13 protein-coding genes are annotated in these 12,735 nt (G+C 35.5%); 6 read left to right on the top strand and 7 right to left on the bottom strand.

Going from position 1 to position 12,735, the window contains the following annotated elements; all coding sequences use genetic code 11:
- Position 1 precedes the first annotated feature (1 nt).
- Together RM51_RS07900 and RM51_RS07895 are read left to right on the top strand one after the other, a co-directional pair.
- Entirely contained in the window at positions 2–646 is a 645-nt protein-coding gene (locus RM51_RS07900) for a DUF3575 domain-containing protein (RefSeq protein WP_039367220.1), read from the top strand.
- 5 nt (positions 647–651) lie between these two features.
- On the top strand, positions 652–858 hold the full coding sequence (locus tag RM51_RS07895; protein WP_039367218.1) for a hypothetical protein: 207 nt from the start codon (positions 652–654) through the stop codon (positions 856–858).
- 54 nt (positions 859–912) lie between these two features.
- Here the strand turns inward: RM51_RS07895 and RM51_RS07890 are convergent, their stop codons facing one another.
- The gene (locus RM51_RS07890; protein ID WP_039367791.1) at positions 913–2,109 is read right to left on the bottom strand and encodes an exo-beta-N-acetylmuramidase NamZ family protein; all 1,197 of its coding nucleotides are present in this window, start codon (positions 2,107–2,109) and stop codon (positions 913–915) included.
- A gap of 4 nt (positions 2,110–2,113) precedes the next feature.
- Between RM51_RS07890 and RM51_RS07885 the strand changes: the two genes are divergently transcribed.
- Together RM51_RS07885 and RM51_RS07880 are read left to right on the top strand one after the other, a co-directional pair.
- On the top strand, positions 2,114–3,343 hold the full coding sequence (locus RM51_RS07885; RefSeq protein WP_039367216.1) for an ABC transporter permease: 1,230 nt from the start codon (positions 2,114–2,116) through the stop codon (positions 3,341–3,343).
- 122 nt (positions 3,344–3,465) lie between these two features.
- Positions 3,466–4,449 (top strand): PLP-dependent cysteine synthase family protein, encoded by a 984-nt coding sequence (locus RM51_RS07880; protein WP_039367215.1) that lies wholly within the window; start codon positions 3,466–3,468, stop codon positions 4,447–4,449.
- A 54-nt stretch (positions 4,450–4,503) separates the two neighbouring features.
- On the opposite strand, the gene RM51_RS07875 is transcribed toward RM51_RS07880, so the two are convergent.
- From RM51_RS07875 to RM51_RS07865, 3 genes are all read right to left on the bottom strand, one after another.
- Positions 4,504–5,031, bottom strand: a complete 528-nt coding sequence (locus tag RM51_RS07875; protein ID WP_039367214.1) for a hypothetical protein — start codon at positions 5,029–5,031, stop codon at positions 4,504–4,506.
- Between the two features lie 122 nt (positions 5,032–5,153).
- Entirely contained in the window at positions 5,154–5,456 is a 303-nt protein-coding gene (locus RM51_RS07870; protein WP_039367213.1) for a chaperone modulator CbpM, read from the bottom strand.
- Positions 5,457–5,459: 3 nt separating this feature from the next.
- Positions 5,460–6,380 carry a DnaJ C-terminal domain-containing protein gene (locus tag RM51_RS07865; RefSeq protein ID WP_039367212.1) on the bottom strand — a complete coding sequence of 307 codons (921 nt, stop codon included), beginning with the start codon at positions 6,378–6,380 and terminating at the stop codon, positions 5,460–5,462.
- A gap of 93 nt (positions 6,381–6,473) precedes the next feature.
- Here RM51_RS07865 and RM51_RS07860 point away from each other — a divergent pair, with 93 nt between their 5' ends.
- A complete protein-coding gene (locus RM51_RS07860) occupies positions 6,474–7,673 on the top strand; it encodes a dicarboxylate/amino acid:cation symporter (protein WP_039367211.1) in 1,200 nt (399 codons plus the stop codon).
- Between the two features lie 139 nt (positions 7,674–7,812).
- On the opposite strand, the gene RM51_RS07855 is transcribed toward RM51_RS07860, so the two are convergent.
- From RM51_RS07855 to RM51_RS07845, 3 genes are all read right to left on the bottom strand, one after another.
- The gene (locus RM51_RS07855) at positions 7,813–8,196 is read right to left on the bottom strand and encodes a DUF779 domain-containing protein (RefSeq protein ID WP_039367788.1); all 384 of its coding nucleotides are present in this window, start codon (positions 8,194–8,196) and stop codon (positions 7,813–7,815) included.
- Positions 8,197–8,673: 477 nt separating this feature from the next.
- On the bottom strand, positions 8,674–9,708 hold the full coding sequence (gene adhP, locus RM51_RS07850) for an alcohol dehydrogenase AdhP (RefSeq protein WP_039367210.1): 1,035 nt from the start codon (positions 9,706–9,708) through the stop codon (positions 8,674–8,676).
- 372 nt (positions 9,709–10,080) lie between these two features.
- Positions 10,081–11,610 (bottom strand): aldehyde dehydrogenase family protein, encoded by a 1,530-nt coding sequence (locus RM51_RS07845; protein WP_039367209.1) that lies wholly within the window; start codon positions 11,608–11,610, stop codon positions 10,081–10,083.
- Between the two features lie 181 nt (positions 11,611–11,791).
- Here RM51_RS07845 and RM51_RS07840 point away from each other — a divergent pair, with 181 nt between their 5' ends.
- A complete protein-coding gene (locus tag RM51_RS07840; protein ID WP_039367208.1) occupies positions 11,792–12,715 on the top strand; it encodes an AraC family transcriptional regulator in 924 nt (307 codons plus the stop codon).
- The last annotated feature ends 20 nt before the right edge of the window (positions 12,716–12,735 follow it).

Here is a 12,735-nt window from a genome sequence, read left to right as displayed (position 1 = left end):
ATTGAAAAATAAAATTTTATTATCCTTATTGGGATTATTTGCATTAAATACAATAAGCGCACAAACAACAGAGACTTCTCAAGAAAAATCTGAAAAAAAAGTATACATAAAAGGAAATGCATTACTTCTTCCAATTGGCATTATTAACGCAGGAATAGAACATCAAATTAATAAAAAGTTTACAATACAAAGTGATGTTTTAATTTCTCCATGGAAATCCTTTGCTGGGCATGAAGCTCAAATTTACATGGGAACTATTGAGGGGAGATACTATTTCAAAGAAGCCTTCAAAGGATGGCATATAGGAGCTAATATCTCAGCGGGCATTTATACCATTCAAAAACCATCTTATTGGAATAACAATATCTATGTAGATGCCCAACTAGGAGTTCCTAGTCAATATATCAATTCTCAGCTTTACCAAAAAGGCTACTCTATTCTATTTGGTATAGAAGGAGGATACCAATTTAGATTAGCTGACAACTGGAATATGGATATTTTTGCAGGAATTGGAAATTCTCAAGATTTCTATAAAGGATATGTACGCGGAACCGGAGAAAGATATGACAGCGCCAATGGATATAACCGTAGTGGTGAGATAATCCCCTACCGTGGAGGTGTAATGATCTCTTATCAATTAAAATAATCTCTATGAAATTATTCGGAAGAAATCATATTCTGGTTTGTGTTTTCACCTTTGCAATTTTATTTTTAATGAATTACTTAGGAAATGAAGAAGCAGATAAAATGGAGAGAGCATTAATGACTGCAGCAGCAGGAGTAATAGGATTAACGGTTGGTCTTTTTATTATGAATAAAGGCAAAAACGATAAAAACCCGCCTCAAAATTTTGATTAAAATAAAAAAGAGTCCATTGTAAAATGACAATGGACTCTTTTTATTTAAGGCAAATTAGTTTTCATAAAGAATATACTTACCTCTTATCTTTTCAAAATCTTCCAGATCAGATTTCCAAGATTCCCTGATTTCCTGAACTGATTTCCCTGCTATAATTTGTTTTCTCAACTTATTAGTTCCTGCTAAAGTATCAAACCATAAATTTTTCAGGAAAAAATCTAATTGAGGGTTATTATAATTTTGGTACGCTTTAATTACCCATTCTAAATTCAATTCTCTTAAATCAGTTTTATAATCCGAAAGATTTTCACCATAGCATAATTTCCCGTTTAAAAATGGATCTTTTGCTCCCAAATTAGGCTTTGGAGTAAATTGATATGGTAGACTTGTTGTCCAAGGTGAACCATAAATCTGAAACGGCAAATCTGTACCTCTTCCCACAGAAACCTGTGTTCCCTCAAAAAAGCATAAACTTGGATATAGATTAATAGCTTTATCATTCGGCAAATTCGGTGAAGGCTTATCTAAAATAGGATAACGTAGCTTTTTATGATAATTTTTCATCGGAATCACAGAATATTTTGCCTGGACTTCATTTTTCAACCATTTTTCACCATTCACCATTTTTCCATATTCTCCTATCGTTAAACCATACACAACAGGAACTTCATGCATTCCTACAAAACTTGCCCATTTTTTCTTTAAAACAGGACCGTCTGTATAGCCATCATGTGGATTAGGTCTATCTAAAACCATAATTTCCACATTATTTTCTGCTCCTGCTTCCATTAAATAAGTCAGCGTTGAAATATAGGTGTAAAATCTCACTCCAACATCCTGAATATCAAAAACGACAATATCAATCCCTTTCAATTGTTCCGGTTTAGGTTTTTTATTGTTTCCATATAAAGAGACGATTGGGATTCCTGTTTTCACATCTACTCCATTTTTCACCTTTTCACCTGCATCCGCATCTCCTCTAAAACCATGTTCGGGAGCGAAAATTGACTGAATTTTAACACCATTTTTAACTAAAAAATCCACTAAATGCGTTCTATCACTCATAAGACCCGTCTGATTCGTAACAACTCCGATTGTTTTGTTTTTTAACAACGGAAGATAAAGTTCCGGCTGGTCGGCTCCGGTTCTGAAATCAATCTTATCTTGAGTCTGAGAAGAATATTGATTGAATACTCCTAAAAAAATTAGGCAAATAAGAAGTAAATTTTTAATTTTGAAATCTAAATTCATAAGCTTGAAATTTCCTTTATATTTCTCTAGAAAAATAGCGTTTTCCAAAGATAACAAAAATAATCTCTCGAGGATTATCATCTTCATTGGCAGACTCTCTGTAGCTTTGGGGATTATTGTCTCTTTAATTACAGTTTCTACAGGTTTTGGTTCTAAGAAAGCAATCAAGGAAAGACTGGCGGATTTCAGTGGGCACATTACGATAAAGTCCACAAAATCCAACTCATCTTACAACACTTCAATTCTTGACAATCAGGGATTGGAACTTCAAAAAATAAAGGATCTTCCTGACGTGGCAAGTATACAAAAATATGCTACCGTGACAGGAATTATGCGTAATGAACATAACTTCGCCGGAATTATTTTTAAAGGAATCGGAAAGGATTTTGACAGTTTACGTTTCAAAAAATTCTTGATTGAAGGACGTACTCCTATCGTAACCGAAGTAGGCTACAATCATGGAGTCACTATTTCACAAAAAATTGCCAATGATCTTCATTTGAAGCTGAAAGACAGTATTGTTACCATATTTTCTAAGGTTGATCAAAAACCAATTTACAGAAAATTTGAAGTTGTAGGGATTTATAAAACCGACATTAAAATGATTGATGAACAATTCGTTATTGGAGGAATCAATCATGTAAGAAAAATTCAGGATATGAAACCTGATGAAGTTGGCGGAATCGATATTTTCCTGAAAGATGTAAATGATATCGACAAAGATTATCCTGAAATTGAGAAATTAATCGGGTACAAAAATTACGCTGAGAAAGCAACGGAGAAATTCCCTCAAATCACTGATTGGATTAGTATTTACGATACCAATATTGCTCTTATCATCATCATCATGTTGATCGTAGTAATTATCAATATCATTATGGTTCTTTTAATTCTTATCATTGAAAGAACAAACTCGATTGGTTTGCTTAAAACTTTGGGAGCAAGTAATTCTCAGATCAGAGCGACTTTTATTAATTACACCTTAATTATTATGATTCCTGGGCTTTTGTATGGAAATGCAATTGGTCTTGGACTGATTTTAATTCAGAAGTTTTTTGGTGTGATCAAGCTTAACCCTGAAAACTATTATGTAAGTACTGTTCCTGTTGATTTGAACCCGCTTGCTATTATATCTATTTCTGTAGGGATTTTATTTATTTCCGGATTGGCTTTAATTATTCCTAGTTATTTAATCAGTAAAATTTCGCCTGTTAAAGTAATTAAATACAACTAATTGTTGTTGTAAATTCTGCATTTTTAATAATGATTGACTCTCACTCATTCATTATTCCATAACTTTATATTCATCTGGATAACATTTAAAAACCTTATCTTTGCAAGGCTTATAAGACATTTATGAAATACGCAAAAAATATTCTTGAAACTATAGGAAATACACCATTAGTAAAGCTTAACAAAGTTTTAGGGGAAGATTTTCCGGCATTAGTTTTAGCAAAAGTTGAGACTTTCAATCCCGGAAATTCTGTAAAAGACAGAATGGCTCTTAAAATGATTGAAGACGCAGAAAAAGACGGAAGATTAAAACCTGGAGGAACCATCATTGAAGGAACTTCCGGAAATACAGGGATGGGATTAGCTCTTGCTGCAATCATCAAAGGGTACAAATGTATTTTTGTAACCAATTCTAAACAATCAAAAGAAAAATGTGACATCCTTCGTGCTGTTGGAGCTGAAGTTATCGTTTGTCCTACAGACGTAAAACCTACAGATCCTCGTTCTTATTATTCAGTTTCAAAGAGATTGGCTAAGGAAACGGAAAACGGATGGTACGTAAATCAATATGATAATTTATCGAACAGAGCGGCTCATTACGAGTCTACAGCTCCTGAAATCTGGGAACAAACAGAAGGAAAACTAACTCATTTTGTAGTAGGAGCCGGAACAGGAGGTACCATTACAGGTTGTGGAAAATTCTTCAAAGAAAAAAATGCTGATATTAAAGTAATTGGTGTTGACACATACGGTTCAATCTTAAAAGAAATTCACGAAACTGGAGAAGTTAATTTAGGAAATGCTTATACATACATCACAGAAGGAATTGGTGAAGATATTCTTCCTGAAAACTATGATATGTCTGTGATTGATCACTTTGAAAAAGTAACAGATAAAGATGGAGCTGTGTACGCTAGAAAACTAGCTAAAGAAGAAGGGATCTTCTGTGGATATTCTGCAGGAAGTGCCATTGCTTCTTTGGTTCAGATGAAAGATCAGTTTACAAAAGATGATGTTATCGTTGTTCTTCTTCACGATCACGGTTCAAGATACGTTGGAAAGATCTACAACGACGAATGGATGAAAGAAATGGGTTGGTTAGATTAATCAACTTTTCATTATAAAAATAAAACTCAGAGTATTTTGCTCTGAGTTTTTTATTTATTCCTTGATATTTTGCTTTAAAACCTGTTTTAAAATATTATAATCTTTCTCACTCATCGATTTTCTGGGGAACATATAACTGTATTTTCCTTCAACGGTAATAAACTCATTGTTGCTATCGAAATATTCGAAATCTTTCCATTCGCTGGTTTCTTTTTCATCATCAATATTGACTGTAAAGAAATTTTGGTCGAACGTAATTTCATAAATCTTACAGTTTTCAAGTTTGGTCAAATAACGATTCACCTGTTTTTTCCATCGTGAAACTTTATTAATACTTACTGAAAGAAAAACCGCACACAGCAAAAACAAAAAGCTTGCAAAGTATAAAATTCCAAATTTTTCTTTGGTAAAATCATCTTTAAAGAAAAACATAATCAGTAAAATCAATCCCACAACAATCGTCGTCACTGTTCTTCCTCTCGTGGTTGATGAAAAAAACAAACTTCCCTGACTTCCACTAAAATATATTTCCTCGAAATCTGGCCTTTTAGGTTTTAAAACAATCACTTTTTCTTCACTCATATGTATTAATTTTTCTCACAGCCTACAAAGCTAAACGAAATAGTCTGAATTTTGAATAAAACCCTTTAAAATCTATTTATTTTTCAAACTTCTTCTCACTTCTCTCCTTTCACTTCTTACTTCTAAATATCTTCATATTCACCACTCATCGCCGAAAGCTTATTCATCAACTCACGATTTCTTTGTTTTAAATCCTCCATTTTTTGAAGCATATCATGAATCACTTCCAACCCGGGAAGATTGATCTCCAGATCGTAATGCCAATTCGCAAATCTTTCAAAAGATGGCAGATCTTCATACATCAGATACCGAATTTCATTCTCCATTTGAATTTTAAGTAAACCGGAATCCACCAATTCATCAAAAAAAGTGATTTCAATATTGTATATTTTTACGAGCTCTTCTCGCGATATTCTTTCACTCATGGCTTAGGAATTTTTAAGTTGTTCAAAAAGTTCTTTCTGCTTTTCAGTAAGGTTGGTTGGTAATTTCACTTCATACGTCACAAATAAATCACCAAATTCACCATCTTTTTTATATACTGGAAAACCTTTTCCTTTCAATCTCACTGTTGTCCCGCTTTGTGTTTCAGGTTTTACTTTTAGGTTTACGCTTCCGCTCAATGTATTTATTTTTACATCTCCTCCTAAAACGGCTGTATAGAGATCAATCGAAACTTTCGTTTTCAGATCATCTCCAATTCTTTCATAATCCGGATCAACAGCAATATTAAAAGTGATATATAAATCTCCATTCGGACCGCTATTAAATCCGGGATTTCCGTGACCTTTCAATTTGATTTGCTGCCCGTCATACACTCCAGCCGGAATAGTAATTCTTACTTTTTTACCATTAATATCAAAGGTTTGCTGATGAGTTGTTGCTGCGTCTTTTAAACTCAAATTCAATTCTGCATGTACATCCTGTCCTTTGAATTTCCCTGAAGCACTTCCTCTCGAGCTTCTTCCGAAACCACCTCCTGCTCCACCGAACATATTTTGGAAAAAATCTGAAAAATCTTCACCTTCTCCAAAATCCGCACCCGAAAATCCGCCTCCAAAGTCACCACTCTGACTTTGATATTGTCTTTGTTGCTGTTGCTGAGCTTTTTCGTATTCTTCACCATGCTTCCAGTTTTCACCGTATTTATCGTATTTTTTACGATTTTCAGGATTGCTGAGCACTTCATTTGCTTCGTTCAGCTCTTTGAATTTTCTTTCAGCTTCTTTGTCGTCGGGATTTAGATCGGGATGTAGCTTTCTTGCTAATTTTCGGTAGGCTTTTTTAATGTCATCTTGCGTTGCATTCTTATCTACGCCTAAAATTTTATAGTAATCTATATAAGCCATAGAAACGTTTTTACCCAAATTTAAGGAATTTATGAATGAAATTAATATAACTGAATGTTAAAAATAAACCTATCTTTGATTAAAAAGCACCACATGAAAGAAGTGTTGAAAAACTATTCAGGAATCATCCTTTTATTGTTTGGAATCGCCGTTGGAAGCATTATTGGAATCATTGCTCCAAATATCGTTAATTACATCAAACCATTAGGTGATATTTTCCTGAATCTGCTTTTTGTGAGTGTAGTTCCGTTGGTATTTTTCGCCGTTTCCAATTCTATTGCCTCCTTAGAACAGCAGTCCAAATTCGGAAAGATCATGGTGACAATGGCTTTTACCTTTCTGTTTTTTATTTTAACAGCCGCTGTTTTTACCATTTGTGCGGTCTATCTATTTCCCGTTTCAGGAGTATCCGGAAGCTCAGAAGCTATAGAGGAAGCCGCCAATAGTGACAGTTGGGGAAACCGAATTGTAGGATTTTTTACGGTTGGAGAATTTACACAGCTCTTTTCAAGGCAAAATATGCTCGCTCTTTTGATTTTCGCTTTCATGACGGGATTTTCCGCTAGAAAAGCAGGAGAAAAAGGACAGGTTTTCAGATCGTTTATTGCTTCAGGTTATGAAGTAATGAAAGAATTACTTCTATTAATTATGAAAGTTGCTCCGATTGGTTTGGGAGCTTATTTCGCTTATCAGGTTGCGACTTTAGGGCCTCAGCTTTTCGGATTTTACGCTAAACCTTTAGGATTGTATTATATCGCAGGCGTTGTTTATTTCTTGGTATTTTTTTCACTGTATGCTTTTATGGCAAAAGGTCAGAATGGAGTGAAAAGCTTTTGGACAAACGCGATTTATCCGACTTTAACCGCTTTAAGTACCTGTAGCAGCTTCGCAACCATGCCTGCCAATTTACAAGCTGCAGCAAAAATTGGAGTTCCAAGCCAGATTTCAAATATTGTAATTCCGATTGGAACGACTTTACATAAAAATGGATCTTCGATGTCTTCGATTATTAAAATTTATGTTGCTTTTTTAATTATCGGAAGAGATTTTTTTGATCCGATGAATTTGCTTTTAGCATTAGGAATCACAGTCTTTGTAAGTATTGTTGCCGGCGGAATCCCGAATGGCGGTTATATTGGTGAAATGCTTATGATTTCTGTTTATAAATTACCTCAAGAAGCTATTCCGGCTGTGATGATTATCGGAACTTTAGTTGATCCTTTGGCGACTGTTTTAAATGCAGTTGGACAATTAGTCGCTTCTATGTTTGTGAGTCGGTTTGTGAAAGTTTAATTTGCCCCAAAATAAATTGCATCAATATTTTGTGCTAATTTTTTCTACTGTTTTTAAACTCGAACATCTGCGTTATCTGCTAAATCTGCGTGAGTTTTCATTTTTTTCGTCTCGCAGATTTTGCTGATTGAGCAGATTATTATTCACTTCGCTTCACAGGTTCCAAATTTTCAAGTTCTTCAGGAGTGAAAAGCCTGTAATTGACCTTAAAAGTTTTTCCTAAAGGTGTTTCCAAAGAAAATCCGCCTGGTCCGAAACCATCCACAACGTCTAATGTAAAATGTGAATATTTCCAGTATTCGAATAGATCTCGATCGATCCAAAATTCGTGGTTATTAATGGTTCCGATCATTGCATCGTTCATTCTTGGGTAGAATCCTCCTTTTTCGAAACATTGGGGTTGCGTACCTTCACAGCAGCCTCCTGCCTGATAGAACATGAGATCTCCGTATTTTTTTTCTAGGTCCCAGATTACTTCCAATGCTTTTTCGGTTGCTGAGAGACGAGATATTTTGGTTTGCATAACTTTTCTTTTTTTATTTAATGTTCTTTTGTCTTGAAACAAAAGAACCAAAAATTCAAGACTTGGCAACTCCGGCTAAAAATGAATTTCGTTCTCTAAAAATTCTAAAACTCGCGCGAATTTAATAGTTGTTATTCGACTCAAAATTCATGTCGCGCTCAAACAGTAGAATTTTCTTTACGTTCACAAAAATCATTTTCTTAACGCCTCCGTTTCCTAAGTCATTTTTAATACAAATTTTCAAAAGAATTTTGTCATTCAGAGCGTAACTAAGTGAAGCGTGGAATCTAGGTCGACTAGATTATTTTAAATATTTTGCTTAGATTCCTACGGAATGACAAACACTCTGGATCATTTTTCTCTTTTTGGGATTGCTTCGTCGCTTCGCTCCTCGCAATGACAAACTTTATTTCATATATAAAGTTAAAAAAGTTCGGCGAAATGAAATTTCGCCGAACCTAAAAAACTCATCACAATTTAATTTGAACCGGCAATATCGAGAACGATTCTACCATCAATCTGCCCTTTTTTCATTTTGTCAAAAACATCATTGATGTCTTCTAATTTTGCAGAGGTTACCGTTGCTTTCACCAATCCTTCATTCGCAAAGTCCAAAGCCTCCTGAAGATCTTTTCTTGTTCCGACAATTGAACCTCTTACGGTAATTCTTTTCAAAACAGTTTCGAAAATTGGTAATTCAAACGAACCCGGTGGAAGCCCATTTAAAGCGAGTGTTCCTTTTCGTCTCAGAACATCAATTCCCTGTTTAAAAGCAATGGGAGAAACCGCCGTAATCAATGCGCCGTGCATTCCGCCGACTTCTTTATGAAGATATTCTCCAGGATCTGTGTTTTTTGCATTGACTACTAAGTCTGCTCCCAATTTTTTCGCCAAATCTAATTTATCATCCGCCACATCAATCGCTGCTACATGCATTCCCATCGCTTTTGCATATTGTACTGCAACGTGTCCTAATCCTCCAATTCCTGAAATAGCCACCCATTCTCCAGGTTTTGTTTCGGTTTCTTTTAAACCTTTATAAACCGTTACTCCTGCACAAAGAATCGGTGCAATTTCTAAAAAATTAACATCGGATTTCAAATGCCCTACATATCTTGAATCTGCAATTACATATTCTGCAAAACCTCCATCTACACTATATCCTCCATTTTTCTGAGCTTCACAAAGGGTTTCCCAACCTGTAATACAATAATCACAGCATCCGCAAGCTGAATACAACCACGGAACTCCTACCGCATCACCTTCTTTCACCTGAGCTTCGGGTCCGCAAGCAACCACAATTCCTACTCCTTCATGTCCGGGAATCAGAGGCATTTTAGGTTTTGCCGGCCAGTCACCATCAACAGCATGTAAGTCGGTATGGCACACTCCACACGCGATAACTTTTACCAATACTTCATATCTTCCAGGTTCTCTCACGGGAACTTCTTCGATTTTCAGGGGTTGTCCGTAACCTTGGACAACTGCAGCTTTCATTGTTTTTGGAATCATATTTTGATTTTTTGTGTTAGTTTTTAGTTTGGTTTTTGATCTTTTTCAATTGATGTTTTTTTAACGCAAAGGGCGCAAAGACTTTTTTGCCAATTAGGCTGTGTATTTTTAAGTTCGCAAGGGCGTTTAGCTAAGACTGCAAAGATTTTTCTCACGTTTTTTTGAACCTTGACAAGGCTCATGAAGGCATAAAATCTCCTACTCACTCGAAAATTTCGGATAAGGGCAAATATTGTTTGCGTGAGGGATAGAAAGGGTCTCGTTTGAAAAACGAGAGTGCGAAGCACCGAAACGAAGTGAAGCCCTGGATAGCCCGACCGTTTTTCCCCATTGCCGAGATGGGGAAAACGGGCACGCCCTAATATTTAAAAATTAAAAGAAACCTAATTTGTTTTTGTTGTATGAAATCAACATGTTTTTAGTCTGACGGTAGTGATCCAACATCATTTTGTGGTTTTCACGACCGATTCCTGACTGTTTGTACCCTCCGAAAGGTGCTCCTGCCGGATAAGAATGATACTGGTTTACCCAAACTCTACCTGCCTGAATCTGACGCGGAACATTGTACAACTGATGCGCATCTCTCGTCCAAACTCCTGCTCCAAGACCGTAAATGGTATCGTTTGCAATTTTGACCCCTTCTTCTTCATCTTTGAACGTGGTAAATGCCAACACAGGTCCGAAAATTTCTTCCTGGAAGATTCTCATTCTGTTGTTTCCTTTGAAAATTGTTGGCTGGATGTAATATCCGTCTTCAAGACCTTCTCCTACATTGTTTACATCTCCGCCAACAAGAACTTCTGCCCCTTCTTCTTTTCCTAAATTGATATAAGAAAGGATTTTATCTTTTTGAATCTGAGAAGCCTGAGCTCCCATCATCACTGTTTTATCTAATGGATTTCCGACTTTTATCGCTTTTACTCTTTCGATAACTTTTGCGATGAAAGCGTCTGCAATGTCTTCCTGAACTAATAGTCTTGAAGGACACGTACAGATTTCTCCTTGATTTAAAGCAAAAAGAACTGCTCCTTCAATGGCTTTATCTAAAAATTCATCATCTGCATCCATTACCGAACTAAAGAACACGTTTGGAGACTTTCCTCCTAATTCCAATGTTACCGGAATAATATTTTCTGTCGCGTACTGCATCACCAAACGACCTGTCGCCGTAGAACCTGTAAATGCTGCTTTTGCCACTTTAGGATTGGTTACTAATGCTCTTCCCAATTCTGCTCCAAAACCGTTTACGATATTTACCACCCCATCCGGAAGCAAATCTCCGATGATTTCCATTAATACCATGATAGAAATAGGTGTACTTTCAGCTGGTTTTAAAACTACACAGTTTCCTGCTGCCAAAGCCGGAGCCAATTTCCATACTGCCATTAAGATAGGAAAGTTCCAAGGGATGATTTGGGCGATCACTCCAAGCGGTTCGTGAACGATAAGAGAAACCGTATCTTTATCCAGTTCGTTATGCGAACCTTCTTCTGCTCTTATTACCGAAGCAAAGTATCTGAAATGATCAACCGCTAAAGGTAAATCTGCTGCTAATGTTTCTCTTATTGCTTTTCCGTTATCAATTGTTTCAACCGTTGCTAAATATTCTAAATTCTGCTCGATTCTGTCAGCAATTTTATTTAAAATAATACTTCTTTCTGTAGAAGAAGTGTCTTTCCAGGTTTGAAATGCTTTTTCAGCTGCATTTACCGCCAATTCCAAGTCTTCTTTTGAAGAATGAGCTGCCTGTGTAAAGTTTCTTCCATCTACCGGAGAAACAACGTCAAAATACTGTCCGTTTACAGGTGCTGTAAATTGTCCGTTAATATAGTTATCGTATCTGTTTTTGAATTCAGGCCACTGTAGTAAAGTCCCTGATTGTTGTTGTGTTGTAGTGCTCATATTTGTATAGTTTTAATTTTTCTGTAAAGCCAAATTACACTTACCTATGACATTCGTATAGCACAATCGTACAAAAAAACTTCAAAATCGTACAGACTGCAAACTTTATAATTTCATTAACAGTAATGTAAGTTGATAATTTTCTATATTTGAGTAAGCAGGCAATAAAAAATGTTTAGAAATGAACAATAACAAGATTTTATTAGAAACTCCTGAATTAAAAAGGGAAAATCAGCTATTACACTTAGTTGAAAATCAGACAAAATTCAATCTAAACAATTGTGAATTTAGCATTTATGAAACTCACAAAGCCGCTTTTGACGTAAAACTGCATTTTGAAACGATTGCATTTACAGCCATGCTTCGTGGGAAAAAGCATATGAAACTGGATAATAAGACGAATTACTTTGATTATTATCCTGGAGAAAGTGTACTTGTATCACCTGGAGAGACCATGGTTATTGATTTTCCTGAAGCTGACGAAACTCCATCACAATGTATTTCTTTGAGCCTAAATCCTGAATTTATTGAAAATTCTCTGAATCATTTGAATTACCATCTTCCCAAAGTAGACGAAACTTCCCGCTGGAATATTGAACTGGATGAATATTTTCTGTTTAATAATCAGTCTTTAGCTTCAGCTACCAACAATATCATGAGAATTGCGATGGATGATAATTCACAAAAAGATATTATGGCAGATTTTGCCTTAAAGGAACTTTTGATCCGGTTGATGCAGACTCAGGCGAGAAGCATGGTGGAAAAGAATATTGCTAAAAATAAATCTAGAATTGGTTTTGCCGTAGATTATATCAAAAAAAACCTTCATCAAAAGCTATCGATTGATAGTATTGCCAAGATGGCTTATGTGAGCAAGTCTAATTTCTTTAAAATGTTTAAAGATGAACTGGGAACTTCTCCAAATGATTTTATTTTGCAGGAAAGAATCAATCGTGCTAAAGAGTTATTAGCAAGTCAGAACAGTATTAAAGAAACGGCTTATCAGACTGGTTTTTCAGATACTAATTATTTTACAAGAGTGTTTAAACAATTGGTTGGAGTTACCCCAAAGAGCTATCAGGATAAGATTTTGTTTTTAGAATAAAAAAACACCTCAACAATTGA

It is taken from the genome of Chryseobacterium taiwanense (assembly GCF_000813825.1).
In the GTDB taxonomy this organism is placed as follows: Bacteria; Bacteroidota; Bacteroidia; order Flavobacteriales; family Weeksellaceae; genus Chryseobacterium; species Chryseobacterium taiwanense.
The sequence above is the reverse complement of the archived record's forward strand: the minus strand, read 5'-3'. Positions and strand labels throughout refer to the sequence as shown.